Annotated in this window: 11 protein-coding genes; 4 read left to right on the forward strand and 7 right to left on the reverse strand. The window is 66.7% G+C overall.

From position 1 onward, the window contains the following. Positions 1-3 precede the first annotated feature (3 nt). Together AB7O82_RS12385 and AB7O82_RS12390 are read right to left on the reverse strand one after the other, a co-directional pair. On the reverse strand, positions 4-813 hold the full coding sequence (locus tag AB7O82_RS12385) for an EipB family protein (protein ID WP_428539899.1): 810 nt from the start codon (positions 811-813) through the stop codon (positions 4-6). Beyond that, positions 807-1,667 (reverse strand): EipB family protein, encoded by an 861-nt coding sequence (locus AB7O82_RS12390; protein ID WP_428539902.1) that lies wholly within the window; start codon positions 1,665-1,667, stop codon positions 807-809. Before AB7O82_RS12390 ends, AB7O82_RS12385 begins: the two co-directional genes overlap by 7 nt. 112 nt (positions 1,668-1,779) lie before the next feature. Between AB7O82_RS12390 and AB7O82_RS12395 the strand changes: the two genes are divergently transcribed. Further along, positions 1,780-2,757: a 2-hydroxyacid dehydrogenase gene (locus AB7O82_RS12395; protein ID WP_428539905.1), complete on the forward strand. Its 978-nt coding sequence runs from the start codon at positions 1,780-1,782 to the stop codon at positions 2,755-2,757. Here the strand turns inward: AB7O82_RS12395 and AB7O82_RS12400 are convergent. Continuing rightward, positions 2,717-3,325 (reverse strand): hypothetical protein, encoded by a 609-nt coding sequence (locus AB7O82_RS12400; RefSeq protein ID WP_428539908.1) that lies wholly within the window; start codon positions 3,323-3,325, stop codon positions 2,717-2,719. The genes AB7O82_RS12395 and AB7O82_RS12400 overlap by 41 nt on opposite strands. Positions 3,326-3,408: 83 nt before the next feature. Further along, positions 3,409-5,214 carry an aspartate--tRNA ligase gene (aspS, locus tag AB7O82_RS12405; protein WP_428539911.1) on the reverse strand — a complete coding sequence of 602 codons (1,806 nt, stop codon included), beginning with the start codon at positions 5,212-5,214 and terminating at the stop codon, positions 3,409-3,411. A 118-nt stretch (positions 5,215-5,332) separates the two neighbouring features. On the opposite strand from aspS, the gene rnd reads away from it, so the two are divergent. Next, on the forward strand, positions 5,333-6,493 hold the full coding sequence (gene rnd / locus AB7O82_RS12410) for a ribonuclease D (protein WP_428539914.1): 1,161 nt from the start codon (positions 5,333-5,335) through the stop codon (positions 6,491-6,493). A gap of 212 nt (positions 6,494-6,705) precedes the next feature. Here the strand turns inward: rnd and AB7O82_RS12415 are convergent, their stop codons facing one another. Together AB7O82_RS12415 and AB7O82_RS12420 are read right to left on the reverse strand one after the other, a co-directional pair. Next, positions 6,706-8,229, reverse strand: coding sequence for an exopolyphosphatase (locus AB7O82_RS12415; RefSeq protein ID WP_428539917.1), 1,524 nt, complete (start codon positions 8,227-8,229; stop codon positions 6,706-6,708). 86 nt (positions 8,230-8,315) lie between these two features. Further along, the gene (locus tag AB7O82_RS12420) at positions 8,316-10,481 is read right to left on the reverse strand and encodes an RNA degradosome polyphosphate kinase (protein ID WP_428539920.1); all 2,166 of its coding nucleotides are present in this window, start codon (positions 10,479-10,481) and stop codon (positions 8,316-8,318) included. A gap of 119 nt (positions 10,482-10,600) precedes the next feature. Here AB7O82_RS12420 and AB7O82_RS12425 point away from each other — a divergent pair, with 119 nt between their 5' ends. Together AB7O82_RS12425 and AB7O82_RS12430 are read left to right on the forward strand one after the other, a co-directional pair. Continuing rightward, the gene (locus tag AB7O82_RS12425) at positions 10,601-11,128 is read left to right on the forward strand and encodes a SixA phosphatase family protein (protein WP_428539923.1); all 528 of its coding nucleotides are present in this window, start codon (positions 10,601-10,603) and stop codon (positions 11,126-11,128) included. 184 nt (positions 11,129-11,312) lie between these two features. Next, positions 11,313-11,693: a type II toxin-antitoxin system VapC family toxin gene (locus AB7O82_RS12430; protein WP_428539926.1), complete on the forward strand. Its 381-nt coding sequence runs from the start codon at positions 11,313-11,315 to the stop codon at positions 11,691-11,693. A 255-nt stretch (positions 11,694-11,948) separates the two neighbouring features. Here the strand turns inward: AB7O82_RS12430 and AB7O82_RS12435 are convergent. Continuing rightward, positions 11,949-15,149: Calx-beta domain-containing protein (locus AB7O82_RS12435; RefSeq protein ID WP_428619483.1), on the reverse strand; the 3,201-nt coding region annotated here is incomplete at its 5' end.

Below are 15,149 nucleotides of genomic sequence, written 5' to 3' on the forward strand. Positions count from 1 at the left end.
CGATCACTTGCATTCCGGCTTAGGCAAAGCCTCCAGTCGCGTGATGCGGTACTCGATGCCGCCTTCGCCTTCCTCGTGAGTGCCGTAGAGCTCGATGCCGTTGTCGAGCGTCACGCTGCTCATCTCGAAGGCAGGCTCACCCTGCCCCCCGGACTGGGCATCGAAGAAGCCGGCGCGGTAGTAGATGCGTCCGTGGCCGTCGACCAGCGACTCCGTGCCGTCGGGGATCTTCACGTCGGCCAGGCGCTTGGGCACCTTGCCGATCAGGATGTTGACCAGTTGCGGCGGCTTCACCTTGTCGCCGAAGAAGAACAGCGCGTCGAAGCCGTTCCCGCCCGCCTTGGCCTGGCGGATGGTCTCGCGCGAGATCGCCACCGGGAACATCGTGCGGGCCGGCAGGGCCACCGTCTGTCCGCCCGGCTCGGAGAAGCGCGCCTCCCCGCTTCCACCGTCGCCAAGCGTCGCCTCACCCTTGAACACGGTGCTCTGCCGGCCGCTCACCGACGTCCGATGCTCGAAGCGCAGGTGCCTGCCGTCGCGGCTTTCGCTCATCTGTGATTGCTGCTCGTTGGCGACCGAGGCGCGCGGCCCGGTGACCTCCAGCCTGAGACGCTGATTGATGACATACCCCTCGCAAGTCAGCCGCAGCTCGTAGGCGTAGGTTCCGGGCGTGCCCGCGCTCGGCCTGCCGCGCTCCAGCGCGATCACCGAATAGACTGCGCGATGCGGCGTGATTTCCTGTGCCGCCGCCGGCGCGACCTGGACTGCCAGGGCGGTCAGAAGGCCGGGAATCGTCAAACGGGATTTCAGCATCGCGGCCTCTGCAGGGCTTGGAGGTGGACGAGACGAGCATCGACGGCAAAGTCGCCGTAGTCGAGCAACATCGAGCGCGCGATACCATTGGCGAGAAGGTCGAGCGCCAGCTCGTACTCGGGATTGGCGCTGCCCTGATCGCCGGCCGCGAAAAAGGCCAGCCGAACGTTCCAGGACGGCTGATTGCGCAGCAGGGTGAAATCGCCACGCACCGGCGGTCCGGTGACGCGCGGCGTGCGGCCGATCACGGCATTGACCTGGAAGGCGCCGTCGAGACGGGCGCCGTCGAAGACGCTGTAGGATGCCGACCGGTCACCACTTCGCGCATGGTGGATAAGCAGGACGAGATGGCTGGTCGGGAACAGCGTGCCGGCGGGCAGCTCGAAGCTCCGCGCCTCGGGCAGGGTAAACGAAGCGCGACCGGTGGCTCCCTGGCCCTGCAGTTCGGCCTGGCCCCGGAGCTCCTCCTCGACCTCGTCGTCCTGGATGTTGCGCACGCTGAAGCTCAGCCTCAGCCCATCCTTGGACTCATAGCTGCTGAAGCTCGAATCGGTGTCGAACTCTTCGCCGTCGTTGCGCAGAAACTTCAGCTTGATCCGCTGCTTCACCTCCCAGCCATCGCAGGAATCGACCGTCTCCAGCACCATCCTGCCGTTGACGTCGACAATGCCGCTGTTGGGCCGGGAGACCGAGAGCTTCATGTCGTAGGTCGCACGATGCGGCACCAGGACGACGTCTGGTTGCTGCTGCGCGTCGACCGCCCTTATCCACAGTCCCAGCAACAATGCGGCGCAGACGGCGGCAAGAGGAGCCGCGATCTGGGCGGGAGGGCGGCGAAAACTAAGCTTGATCAACGGACAATGGCGTGAGGCGAGGCCTTGTAGCCGGGCCGCCAAGCGTAATATCCATGCCCGCGGATTGCCACAATGATCGCCTGCAGCAGGGCTGCACAGGAGGAAGACGTCCATGACGACCGCCAAACCGAAGGTCCTCGCGACCCGGCACTTTCCGCCCGACGTCGAGGCCCGGCTGGCGGCCAACTTCGATGCCGTTCTGAACCCCGAGGACCGGCTGTACGACGGTCCGGCCCTGATCGCGGCCACTGCCGGCTGCGACGCCATCATGTGCGCCGCGGGCGATCCACTGACCGCCGACACCATCGCCGGGCTGCCGGGATCGGTCCGCATGATTGCGACGTTCTCGGTCGGCTACGAGCATGTCGACGTCGCCGCCGCCGCCAGGCGCGGCATCGCCGTCAGCAACACACCCGACGTCCTGACCGACGCCACGGCGGATATCACCCTGCTCTGCCTGCTCGGGGCAGCCCGCCGGGCGCACGAAGGCGCCCACATGCTGCGGACACGCACCTGGACCGGCTGGACGCCGACCCAGCTGATGGGCGTGCATGTCACCGGCAAGCGGCTGGGTATCCTGGGCATGGGCCGCATCGGCCAGGCTGTCGCCGACCGGGCGCGGGCCTTCCGCATGCAGATCCACTACAGCAACCGCAATCGGCTGCCCCCCGACCTCGAGAAGGACGCCATCTTCCACGCCGACCCCGAGGCGATGCTGCCGCACTCCGACTTCCTGTCGATCAATGCGCCAATGAGTGCGGCGACCCGCAAGTGGGTCAATGCCGAGCGCATCGCCAAGCTGCCGCCCGGGGCGATCGTGGTGAACACGGCGCGCGGCGGGGTGGTCGACGACGAGGCGCTGATCGCCGCCCTCAGGTCGGGCCGCCTCGCCGCGGCCGGCCTCGACGTGTTCGAGGGCGAGCCCAGGATCCATCCCGACTATCACGACATTCCCAACGCCTTCCTCATTCCCCACATGGGCTCGGCGACGGTCGAGACGAGGAACGCCATGGGTTTCAAGGCGCTAGACAACCTCGAGGCTTTCCTGCTCAGGAACCAGACGCCACCAGACCTCGTGAAGTCTTCTTGATCGGCTTGGCCTTCGCTTTCCTCGCAAGCACCGGCTTGGCGGCAGGCATGGGCGCCGAACCGGGCACCGCTGCAGGGAGGACAGCCGATCGGTCAGCAGGCCCTGGTGCCGTCCTGGCCCCTGGCGAAGGCATTGGCGCCGGGTCAGCCATCGCAGCCGGAAGCGCAGCCGGAGTGGAAGCAGGAGCCGGCGGCGCCGAGGCATAGGCAGCGGCATCCCAGCTCGTGGCCGGAACGCCCGGGCCGGACCGCAGCGGCGCCGCGTACTGGATACCGTCCTCGGCGACCATGCGCTGGGGCTGGGCGTAGTCGACCTCATACGGGTCGTGGCCATTCTCCCGCTCCGAGCAGATCGGCCGGCTGCGAAAGACCCGCCACATGGCGCAGTCCTGCTTGGAGACCATCGACATCAGATGGTCGGTCGACGTTTTGTCGCTGGCGGCAAGCAAGCCGCCATCGGCGGCATAGCTGGCCCCGACGATGAGTGGAGGCGCACCGCACCCGGCCGTCGAAAGGGCCAGGCTGACGAGCATCGGCAGGGACGAAAACGCGAGCCGAAAATAGCTCATAAATCACTTAATCGAATAAATGTAATACCCTGAATTTATTCGATTAAGTGAGCCAGGTCAAAGGCGAGAAGTGCCTACCACCCCTAGTCCCTGCGCGAGGGCGGCAGACGCAATCCAATGTGCAGCTCGCGCAGCTTCTCGGGTGGCAGCTCGGTCGGTGCATCCATCATCAGGTCGACAGCCTGCTGGTTCATCGGGAAGCAGATGACCTCGCGTATGTTGGGCTCGTCCGCCAGCAGCATGACGATGCGGTCGACGCCGGGGGCGGCGCCGCCGTGCGGCGGGGCGCCGTAGCGGAAAGCGTTCAGCATGCCGCCGAACCGCTGCTCGACCTCCTCGTTGCTGTAGCCGGCGATGCCGAAGGCCTTGAACATGATGTCCGGCCGATGGTTGCGGATGGCGCCGGAGCACAGCTCGATGCCATTGCAGACGATATCGTACTGCCAGGCGTTGATGGTCAGCGGATCCTGCGTCTCCAGGGCCTCCAGACCGCCCTGCGGCATCGAGAACGGGTTGTGGCTGAAGTCGATCTTCTTCGCCGTCTCGTCGTACTCGAACATCGGGAAGTCGACGATCCAGCAGAACTCGAAGGCACCCTCGGCGATCAGGCCGAGCTCCTGGCCGACCTTGGTGCGGACGTGGCCAGCGAACTTCCAGGCGGCCTCGGGCTTGTCGGCGACGAAGAACACGGCGTCGCCGTCCTCCGCCCCGGTCAGGGCCTTGAGCTTGGCGAGCCGCTCGTCGGTGACGAACTTGGCAATCGGGCCTCGGCCCGCGCCACCTTCCAGGATGATGTAGCCCAGCCCGGGCTTGCCTTCTGCCTGGGCCCACGAATTGAGCTTGTCGAAAAAGCTCCGGGGCTGCGCGGCCGCCTCGGGCGCCCTGAGCGCGCGCACCACGCCACCGCCCGCGACGATGCCGGCGAACACCTTGAAGTCGGAGCCCGCGAAGACCTCGCCGGCATCGACGATGCGCAACGGGTTGCGCAAGTCGGGCTTGTCGGTGCCGTAGGTCAGCAGCGCCTCGGCGTAGGGAATGCGCGGAAACGGGAAGCGAGTCACCGTGCGCGGAGTATCGCGGCCGAAACCGGCAAACTCCTCGAACACGCCGCCCAGCACCGGCTCGATGGCCGCGAACACGTCTTCCTGGGTGACGAAGCTCATCTCGAAATCGAGCTGGTAGAACTCGCCCGGGGCACGGTCGGCGCGGGCGTCCTCGTCGCGAAAGCACGGCGCGATTTGGAAATAGCGGTCGAAGCCCGACACCATCAGGAGCTGCTTGAACATCTGTGGCGCCTGCGGCAGGGCATAGAACTTGCCCGGATGCAGGCGGCTCGGCACGACATAGGACCGCGCACCTTCGGGACTGTCCGCCGTCAAGATTGGTGTCTGGAACTCGATGAAGCCCTGCTCGATCATGCGCCGGCGCAGCGAGGCGATGACTTGGCTGCGCAGCACGATGTTGCGGTGCAGCTTGTCCTTGCGCAGGTCGAGAAAGCGGTACTTGAGCCGCAGCTCCTCGGGCGAGGTGTCGTTCTCGATATGGACCGGGATGGGCAGTGTCTCGGCCATCGACTGAACGACCATCTCGGCGGCGTCGAGCTCGATCTGGCCGGTGGCAAGTCGCGGATTCACCGTCGACGGCTCGCGCGCCACCACCTTGCCACTCACGGTGATCACGCTCTCGCTGCGCACGGTTTCGGCAACCTTGAAGACCGGACTGGCAACGTCGAGAACCACCTGGGTCACGCCATAGTGGTCGCGCAGGTCGATGAACAGCAGATTGCCGTGGTCGCGCTTGCGCTGGACCCAGCCGGACAGGCGGACCTGCTGGCCGACATGCTCCGACCGCAACTGGCCGCACGTATGGGTTCGGTAGGCTGAAGACATCACTGATTGTCCGGAAGCTTGCGGGCCGGCAAAAGGCACGGAATGGCCCGCCAAGTCAAGCCGACCGGGCGTTCCCGGCTTTGCCGCAATCGCCTGCTCCGGCTATACAGCAACGTCAATGAAGCTGATTACCAAAACTGACGACTTGGCGGCGTTTTGCAAGCCCTTGGCGACGACCGAGTTCATAGCCGTCGACACCGAATTCATGCGCGAGCGCACCTACTGGCCCAGGCTCTGTCTGGCCCAGGTGGCGGGCCCTGACGAGGCGGCCGCGATCGATACCCTGGCCGAGGGCATCGATCTCGCCCCGCTGGAAGAGCTGATGGCCAATCAGAAGGTGTTGAAGGTCTTCCATGCCGCGCGGCAGGACATCGAGATTTTCTATCAGCGCATGAACCAGGTGCCGCAGCCGCTGTTCGACACCCAGGTGGCGGCCATGGTGTGCGGCCACGGCGAGGCGGCGTCGTACGAGTCGCTGGCCGCCCGACTGGCCAAGGCAAAGATCGACAAATCGAGCCGCTTCACCGACTGGAGCCGCCGGCCGCTCAGCGAGCGGCAGATCACCTACGCGCTGTCCGACGTCACCCATCTGCGCGTCGTCTACGAGAAGCTGAAGCGCCAGCTCGACAAGACCGGCCGCTTCTCCTGGATCTCTGAGGAGATGGCGGTGCTGAACGACCCGGCGACCTACCGGGCCGATCCCGACATGGCGTGGCGCAAGCTGAAGCCGCGCAGCGCCTCGCCGCGCATGCTGGCGACGCTGCGCGAGATTGCGGCGTGGCGCGAGCGCACCGCCCAGAGGATCGACATCCCGCGCCAGCGCCTGCTGCGCGACGAGCAGCTGCTCGAGATCGCGAGTCATGCACCGCGCAGCCTCGAGGAGCTCGCCATGACGCGCGGCCTCGGCCGCGGCTTCGCCGAAGGCTGGCAGGGCCGCGAGATTCTCGAGGCGATCGAGCGGGCACGCCAGTTGCCCGACTCCGAGCTGCCGACGCGCGACCGCCAGAGCGAGCAGTTGCGCGCCCCCGCCCCCGTGGTCGATCTGCTGCGTACCCTGTTGCGCCTCAAGGCCGACGAGGCCGGCGTCGCCGCCCGCCTGGTGGCGAGCGCCGACGAACTCGACCGGCTGGCCGCCGGCCGGCGCGATATCCATGCCCTGCGCGGCTGGCGGCGCGAGATCTTCGGTGCCGATGCCATCGACCTGATCGAAGGCCGCTTGGCGCTCGCCTTGTCCGGCGAGCACGCCAGGCTGATCCCGACGCCGACAGCGGCGGCGTAGGCTCCTCGACCCTCCTCCCAGCGTCTTCGCTGGGGAGGTGTCGCCGTCATACGGCGACGGAGGGGTCATGAATCCTGTTCTTCCGGACCGCGAGCGTCTCGCTCGCTCAGGCTCATGATCATGAGCGGGCGGGACGCCCGCGGTCCGGATGACCATGACCCCTCCATCCGCGAAGACGCGGACACCCCAGAAGCTGGGGAGGGGGATGACTCTCACACCCCCGTCACGATCACCGGCTTGAGGTCGAAGGCGTCGGCGGCGTTCTCGAGGCGGCGCGCCGTGACGTCGCCCAGGCTGCCATAGGCGGTCGACGGCACGATCAGATGCAGCTCGCGCTCGAGGCGGCGCAGGCGTACCTGGGTGAGCAACCCCGGCGCACCGCCGGACAGGTTGTAGGCGAGCCTGAGGCAGGCGCCGAGGCGGCGGGCGAAGGTCCGTCCCCGGCCGTCGGCCAGTCTGAGCGCGGTATCGAGCATCGCCGCGCGCGGATCGCTCTTGTAGCGATAGGCCAGCGTCATCGCGAGCACGGCCCGCTCGCGATGGCTCATGCCGGGTGCCGGCAGATGGAGCACCCGCACGTAGGCCTGCTCGGCGCGGTAGTCGGGGTGATCGTCCCACGAGATGTCGCTGAGATGGCAGGCCGCGGTGCGCAGCACGCGCTCGGTCTCGTTCTCGCCCGCGAACACCGGCGTCAGCCAGTCGAAGATCTCCGACGGGTCGAGGTCGAAGCGCCGCCAGCCTGCGCCCTGCTCCTCGGCGAAGGCGATCAGCGGATGGCGGGTGCGCTCGGCCTCGCCGAGCCGCGAATAGTAGAAACCCTCGCGCAGCCCGAAGGCCGAGAATACCACGCTGCGCGGCCTCAGCACGGCAAGCAGGCGGTCGAGCGCCAGGCAGGCCAGCGGCAAGGTGTCGACGCGGCGACGCGATACGCCCGGCATCTTCTCCAGCGATCGCGCGCTCTGCACGGCGATCAGCCGGGCGACGGCCCGCGCCTCCTCGGCGGCGATCTCGTAGTGATGAATGATGTGCAGCGGATAGCCCGCCTGCTCCATGTGCAGGCGGGCGAAAGAACGCCACGCGCCGCCCACGGCATAGAAGGTCTCGCCGGTCTCCTCGCGCAGCCAGCGCACGCTTTCGATCGCCTCGAGCACGACACGCGAGGGATCGCTCTTGCCCGACGACATGAGCCTCAGCGGCCCGATCGGCAGGGTGGTCGAGGAGCCCAGGCAGCCGCCGTTCAGCGCCACCAACTCGAGGCTGCCGCCGCCCAGGTCACCCATCACCCCTGCCGCCTCGGGGATGCCGCAGATCACGCCATACCCGGAGTAGCGCGCCTCGTCGTGGCCGCTCACGACATGGGCCTGGATGCCCGGCCGGCTCGCCAGCGCGTGCATGAAATCGGCGCCGTCGGCGGCATCGCGAACGGCCGCCGTCGCCAGCAGGTCGAGCGATTCCACCTTCATGTTGTGGGCGAGCGTGTGAAAGCGATCGATGTTGGCCAGCGCCATCGCGACGCCGTCGGGATTGAGCCGCCCGGTGGCGTCGAGCCCGCGCGCCAGGCCGCACATCACCTTCTCGTTGAAAACCGGTAGCGGTGCCCGGCTCTTGCGCTCGTAGACGACGAGGCGGATCGAATTGGAGCCGACGTCGATGATCCCGACTCGCCCCTTGCCTGTGGCCGCGCGCGCGCTGGCGGCGTCAGGAGCGGGAGTGTCCAGGGTGGCTTCGCCGTCCATGCGCGCTCCCTGTAGCCCAGTCCGCGCCGGTTTGCAGCGGCGATCGACGCGCGACGTGACGCCGCTACCCGGCGTCACACGCCGCCCTAGGAGCTCAGCACCAGCCTGGGCACCGCGCCGGCGAGCTTCAGGGCGCTGCCGCGACCCGACAGCGACGGGTTCGTCATGAAATAGTCATGGGCGATGAAGGGTTCCTTGCCGGGCGGCGGCCGGCTGTAGCTGCCGTCTGGGCCCATTACCCAGCTCTGGCTGTCGTCCTTGAGGTTGGCCACCATGATCTGGTCGAGCACCTGCTCGTGCACGGTCGGATTCTCGACCGGACAGAACAGCTCGACCCGGCGGTCGAGATTGCGCGGCATCCAGTCGGCCGACGAGATGAACACCTTGGCCTGGGGCGACGGCAGGGGCTTGCCGTTGCCGAAGCAGACGATGCGGGCATGTTCGAGGAAGCGCCCGATCATGCTCTTGACCCGGATGTGCTCGCTCAGGCCTTTTACCCCCGGACGCAGGCAGCAGATGCCGCGCACAACCAGGTCGATTTGCACGCCGGCCCGGGAGGCGGCATAGAGGCGGTCGATCAGCGGCGCATCGACCAGCGAGTTGAGCTTGGCCCAGATCGCCGCCGGCCGCCCGGCCCGCGCATTGTCGATCTCCGACTCGATCAGGCCGTACAGGGTCTTGCGCAGCGTCGCCGGAGCATAGGCGATCTTCTCCATCTTCTCGGGCCTGGCATAGCCGGTCATGTAGTTGAACAGCCGTGCCGCATCGCGCCCCATCGCCGGATCGCAGGTGAAGAACGACAGGTCGGTGTAGAGCCGCGCCGTGATCGGATGGTAATTGCCGGTGCCGAAATGCACGTAGGTGCGGGTCGACTGCGCCTCGCGGCGCACCACCATCGACACCTTGGCGTGGGTCTTGAGATCGATGAAGCCGTAGACCACCTGTACGCCGGCGCGCTCGAGGTCGCGCGCCCAGCGGATGTTGGCTTCCTCGTCGAAGCGCGCCTTGAGCTCGACCAGCGCCGTCACCGTCTTGCCAGCCTCGGCCGCCGCGATCAGCTCCTTGACGATCGGCGAATCGTGGCTGGTGCGGTAGAGCGTCTGCTTGATCGCCACCACCGCCGGATCCCGCGCCGCCTGGCGCAGGAACTGGACGACGACGTCGAAGCTCTCGTAGGGGTGATGAACGACGATGTCCTTGGCGCGGATGGCGGCGAAGCAATCGCCGCCGAAATCGCGGATACGTTCGGGGAAGCGTACGTTGTAGGGCACGAACTTGAGGTCGGGCCGGTCGTCGACGATCACCGCCTTGACGTCGACGATGTTGAGCATGCGGTCGAGGTGGAAGATGTGCACGGTCTGGGTCTGCACCGTGACCTCGAGCTGGTCGAACAGGAAGTCGCGCAGCTCGGCCGGCATGGCGCTGTTGACCGAGATCGAGATCAGGTCGCCGCGCCGGCGGCGCTTCAGCGCGCTCTCGTAGAGCAGCACCAGATCCTCGGCCTCCTCGTTGATCTCGACGTCGCTGTCGCGGATCAGGCGGAACACCGCCTGCTCGATCACCTCGTAACCGGGGAACAGGCGCGGCAGGGCGATGTCCACCAGGTCCTCGAGCGACAAGAAGCGGATCGTGGGCCCAGGCAGGCGGATAAAGCGGTCGAGCTGGGTTGGCAGCGGCAGCAGGGCCATCAGCGGCCGCCGGTCGTCACGACGCTGCAGCTTCAGGATGGCCGAGAAGCTGCCGTTGGGCAGGAATGGGAACGGGTGCGCCGGATCGATGGCGAGCGGCGTCAGGATGGGGAAAACCTGCTCGATGAAGTACTGGTCGAGCCAGCTGCGCTCGGCGTCAGTCAGTTCGCCGATTTCGACCACGGCAATGCCCGCCTCGCGCAGGTCGCTCTGCAGGGTCGCCCAGGTCTCCTGCTGGTGCGCCATCAGCACCGAGGCGCGCTCGCGGATGGCGGCCAGCTGCTCGGCCGGCGTCATGCCGTCATCGCTGCGCAACGTGCCGCGCGTCTGCAGCATGTCGACCAGGCCGGCGACGCGCACCATGTAGAACTCGTCGAGAATGTCGGCCGAGATCGACAGGAAGCGCACCCGCTCGAGCAGCGGGTGACGCTTGTTGCTCGCCTCCTCCAATACGCGCGCATTGAAGGCGAGCCAGGACAGCTCCCGATTGATGAAGCGCTGGGGATTGTCGGATGCTATCTCGAGACCCAGAGGGTGGCTCGGTGTCGAGGTGAGGGCGTCCATAGTCGGCCTCTGAGGGGCGTGTGCCGGAATCTGTGCGCAGCGACCGTAACGCTTCTGCCTGAACGAGTCATGGCAATTCACTAGAGGCTTGTTATGACTGCATTTTCCTGGATTGGGACTTGACCCGTACCCTTCTCCTCCTGCGGCATGCAAAATCAGCCTGGAGCGATCCCCGGCTCGACGATCACGACCGCCCCCTCAACCGCCGCGGCGAGCGCGCCGCCAAGGCGATGGCCGACCATATTGCCCGCCTCGGCCTGCGGCCCGACCTGATCCTCTGCTCGACCGCGCTCCGGACGCGCCAGACGCTGGCGCCGATCGTGGCGACGCTGGCCCCGCCCGCCCCGCCGATCAACTTGAGCAAGGACTTGTACCTCGCGCCGGAGGAGGTGCTGCTGGCCCAGGTCCGGGCTGTCAGCGACGATAGGGCGAGCGTCCTGCTGATCGGACACAATGACGGCATCGGGCACTTTGCCGCGGCATTGGCCGGAGACGGCCCGCCCGAGGAGCTGGCCTCGCTGCGCGCCAAGTTTCCCACCGGCGCGCTGGCCACGCTCTCGCTGCGCGACGAGCCGTGGCGCAAGCTCGACTTTGGCGCTGCGCGACTGATCTCCTTCGTGCGCCCGCGCGATCTCGGCGTGGTCTGAGCGCGCGCTTCGGGAAGCGGGCGAAGCGAACAGCGGAAGATGCCGGGAACCATTTGGCAGGGATTGCAAGCTCGATGAGCCGCAAGTAGGCGGTTAGGAGTGTCAGTTTCCTTCAACAAATACGTTCCGTCGGGCACGTCTCTCGCAGCCGAACTGATCGAGGAGCGCAGGCGAGCGGCCGCCAATGAGTGACGTCGTTCTCGACAGTTCGGCCGTCCTCGCCCTCCTGGCTGATGAGCCTGGAACCGAGGTGGTGGAGGCCGCATTGCCCGGCGCACTTCTTTCGACTGTCAATCTCGCAGAGATTGTCGCCAAGCTGTGCGAGCGCGGCATGCCGGCGGAAGAAGCAACTTCCCTGATCCATTCGATCGGCGTGGAGGTGGCGGAATTCGACGCCGATCAGGCGACGCGATCAGGCGGGCTCCGACTCTCCATCCGAAGCGCCGGCCTGTCCTTAGGGAACCGTGCCTGTCTGGCGCTTGCACAGGTGCGCCAGCTGCCGGTGCTGACGGCAGACACCGCTTGGGCCCAACTCGACAACCTCGACGTCCGCTTGATTCGTTAGCCCGTGTCGAGGCTGTTGAAGGCTGACCTGGGTTGGCGAATGAGGTGACCGATGGGGCGCGGCCCAGGCTCCCCGCCGTTTGCGCCTCCTCTCCGAACTTATTCATGATGCAGCGCAGCCGGTACTTGCGTCGCCTCATGCAAAGCGTCCGTATTTCCTTACGCGCTACGGGACAACCACATGGAACACCATCCCGCAGTTCAGAACCATTCCTGTTGGCGACGCGACGCTGCCACCGGGGTCAGCCGCCGCTCCTCACGCGTGATTCTCGACGATCGTGTCGGCGTTCCTGAGGCCCGTGAGAATCGACTGCGCGTCCGACGTCACGAAATCAAGCAGGGCGCGGGCTGCCGCCAAGTCGGCGTCCCCGGCCCATTGCATGTCATGCTCCTGCTGCTCATGAACGTATTCGAGACCGACAGCTACCTTGCCCATCAGCGAGGTAATGTCCTGGCCATTCGCCGTGTTCTGGGCACCGCTCATGATGTCCACCAGCACCGTGCCGACGAACTGGCCGGCCGCCAGCGTCGTCTTGATCTGATTGACCCAGTAGTTCAATCCATCGGCATCGGCCGTGCGGTTGAACAGGTTGTCGTAGACGGTGTCGAGGAAGGCCCCGATCTGGGCGTCGCTGGCATTGAACGGATCGACCAGGAAGGGATAGAGCGCCTTTGCCTCGGCGCTGACTCCGAACGAGCTTGCGATGTTGGCAAAGAGGGCGGCCGGGCCTTGCGTCGCCTGGTTGCCGTGGAACTGGTCCACCCAGAACTCGAACCCTCGGGCATCGGCGCCGCGGCCGAAGAAGGCTACGTAGGTGGCGGCGATCTGCTCCTCGGCGGACAAGGCCACCAGATTCAGGGTGGTCGTCGTCGGCCCGACCTGCACGGGAACGACATAGACCACCGCTTGGGCATCGTCCGCGGCGCCGTTGGCGCCGCCGGCATGATAGGTGAAGCTGTCGATGCCCGCGAATCCCGCGTTCGGATCATAGGTCACGGCGCCATCGGCGGCGAGCTGTAGCAAGCCGTGGGTCGTCGTGCCCTGCACCGTCGCCGTGGCCGGCGGCGAGATATCATCGTTGGCCAGCACGCCTGCCGACGCCGATACTGTCAGGGTGTCGCCCTGGAGCACCACGTAGGCATCGCCATACGACCTGAGATCGTCGTTCAGGACGGTGCCGATCGCGCTGGCCGTGCCGATCGTCGTGCCGTCCGACGGGGTCGAGAGGGTGACGACGAACCCATTGTCGGGCTCGATCGTCGCATCGCCCGCCACCGCGACGGTGATCGTGCTGACGGTCTCTCCGGCGGCAAAGGTGACGACGCCGGACGGCAGCGCACCCCCAGCGAGATCGGCCGCGTCGACAGGGGTCACGCCGGAGCCGGCGACCGCGTAGGCCACCGACGACACGCCGGACGTGTCGCCGCTTCTGGTCACGGTGAAGGTGAACGCCGTCGGCCCGGCATTGCCTTCGACCTTCGATGCCAGCAGGGCGGCAATCGACACCGAAGTGTCATCGTTGACGATCGTGGCAACCGTCGACGCCGTGCCGATGATGAGGCCCAGCGAAGGCTCCGAGAGCGCGAGCGCGAAGGCTTCGTCGGCCTCCACTGTCGTGTCACCTGCCACGCTGACCTCGATCGTCTTGCTCGTCTCCCCCGTGGCGAACGTCACGATGCCGCCTGGCAGCACGCCATCCGAGAAGTCCAACGCCGTCGCCGCGTTGGCACCGGTTCCTTCCACCGACCACACGACCGTCTGACTTGAGATCGAGGCATGGTCCAAGGTGAGCGTGAACGTGTAAGTCCTCGTGCCGCTATCGCCTTCAGACTGCACTTCGGCGTCCACGACGACGGACACGGTGGCCGGTGCCACCTCGACCGCCGCGACCGCGATGGCATTCGCCAGGCTGTCGCCGGTGTGATCGGCAACCGCCGCGGCGATCTGCGTGGGATCGCCGGCCGCGGCCTGCAGGTCGTTCGCGGTTTCGCCCTGGGCGACCCGCGCAACGGCGCTGATATCGGTGAACAACGCCAGGCCGCTGCTGTTTTCAGCGAGCTTTTGGTCGAGCGACGCATTGCTGGCGGCAATGATCGTCGCGAGGTCATCGGCAAATGCGCTGGCGTCGGTACCCTGGGCCGTTGCGACATCGTTGACCAGCGTCGTCAATGTCTGCGTATTCGACAGGTCATACTGCTGGCCGCCGTCGAGATCGCCGATCGCGGCCGCCATGGCGCCGAACACGTTGCTGAGCGCCGCGGCCTTGTCACCGCCATCGCCCACCGCCGAGATAATCAGCTGGGCGGTATCGAGCAGCTTGGCGCCCGCCACGACGGCCGCAGCGGCTGCCTCGTCACCGGCCACGGCGGCTGCGATCGGATCGACATTGAGGGTGTCGATGCCGGGATCGAGGCCAAGGATCTGGCTCGCAACCTGCTGCGCCTCGGCAAGGTCGGCAATGCCGCTCGCCTGCAGGGCGGTGATCAGCGTCGTAACGGGCGTGATGACCGAGGAACCCGCCGGCGCCGACAGCGATCCAACGAATGCCAACCCTGTCGACACGTCGATGCCGCCGATCACGACCAGCGGTCCCGACCCGGCCGGAGGCGTAAAGTTCCCGTTTTCATCCGTCGTCGTCGACGCTTCGCCAGGATCGAGTTTGCCGTTTCCATTGCCGTCCGCAAAGACCGTGGCGCCGGCGATATAGCCGTCGATCGCCGCAGCATCGTCGTTCGCGATCGTGGCCGTGGCCGACGCGGTTCCGATCGTCACGCCAACCGACGGCTCCGACAGCGTGACCGTGAACTCCTCGGCGAGCTCCGTCGCCTTGTCGCCCTGCACCTTGACCGTGATGATCGCCGATGTCTGTCCGGCCTCGATCGTCACCGTTCCGGACGGCAGGGCACCACCGACGAAGTCGGTGGCATTCGCGGCGTTGGTGCCGCTGCCTGTGACCGCCCAGCTCATCGTCTGGCTGAACGTCGGAGCCTTGTCCAGCTGGACCAGGAACGTATAGAGCGTCGCGCCGGTATTGCCTTCCGGCTGGCTTGGCGTTGTGGCCGTGATCGACGCCACCGCCGGCGCTGCCGTATCCAGCATGAACGTCAGGCTGGCCGTCCCGGTATTCCCCGCACCATCCGTCTGGCTTGCCACGATCGTGTGCGCGCCGTCGGCCAGGCCGAGCGGTGTGAAAGTCCAGGCGCCACTGCCGTCGGCCGTCGCGGTTTCACCGACCGCGACGCCATCGATCATGAAGGTTACCAGCGCATTGGGATCGCCGGAGCCGGTCAACGTCGCATCGCTGGTGATCTTGTCGACTGCCGACGGGCCAGTGTCATGCAGCAGCTGCTGCGTCACGCCCGGTGCGACCGTGTCCAGCGTGTAGGCCACGCCGGCGCTCGATCCGGTGTTCCCGGCAACGTCGGTAACCTTCGCGACGATCGTGTGTGCCCCCTG

This window comes from Reyranella sp. (assembly GCF_050185545.1).
GTDB lineage: Bacteria > Pseudomonadota > Alphaproteobacteria > Reyranellales > Reyranellaceae > Reyranella.

Excerpts from the sequence above, each read along its gene's own strand:
- rnd (WP_428539914.1), top strand. The coding sequence starts at position 5,333 with ATGAAGCTGATTACCAAAACTGACGACTTGGCGGCGTTTTGCAAGCCC.
- AB7O82_RS12395 (WP_428539905.1), top strand. The coding sequence starts at position 1,780 with ATGACGACCGCCAAACCGAAGGTCCTCGCGACCCGGCACTTTCCGCCC.
- AB7O82_RS12415 (WP_428539917.1), bottom strand. The coding sequence starts at position 8,229 with ATGGACGGCGAAGCCACCCTGGACACTCCCGCTCCTGACGCCGCCAGC.
- AB7O82_RS12420 (WP_428539920.1), bottom strand. The coding sequence starts at position 10,481 with ATGGACGCCCTCACCTCGACACCGAGCCACCCTCTGGGTCTCGAGATA.
- AB7O82_RS12430 (WP_428539926.1), top strand. The coding sequence starts at position 11,313 with ATGAGTGACGTCGTTCTCGACAGTTCGGCCGTCCTCGCCCTCCTGGCT.
- aspS (WP_428539911.1), bottom strand. The coding sequence starts at position 5,214 with ATGTCTTCAGCCTACCGAACCCATACGTGCGGCCAGTTGCGGTCGGAG.
- AB7O82_RS12385 (WP_428539899.1), bottom strand. The coding sequence starts at position 813 with ATGCTGAAATCCCGTTTGACGATTCCCGGCCTTCTGACCGCCCTGGCA.
- AB7O82_RS12400 (WP_428539908.1), bottom strand. The coding sequence starts at position 3,325 with ATGAGCTATTTTCGGCTCGCGTTTTCGTCCCTGCCGATGCTCGTCAGC.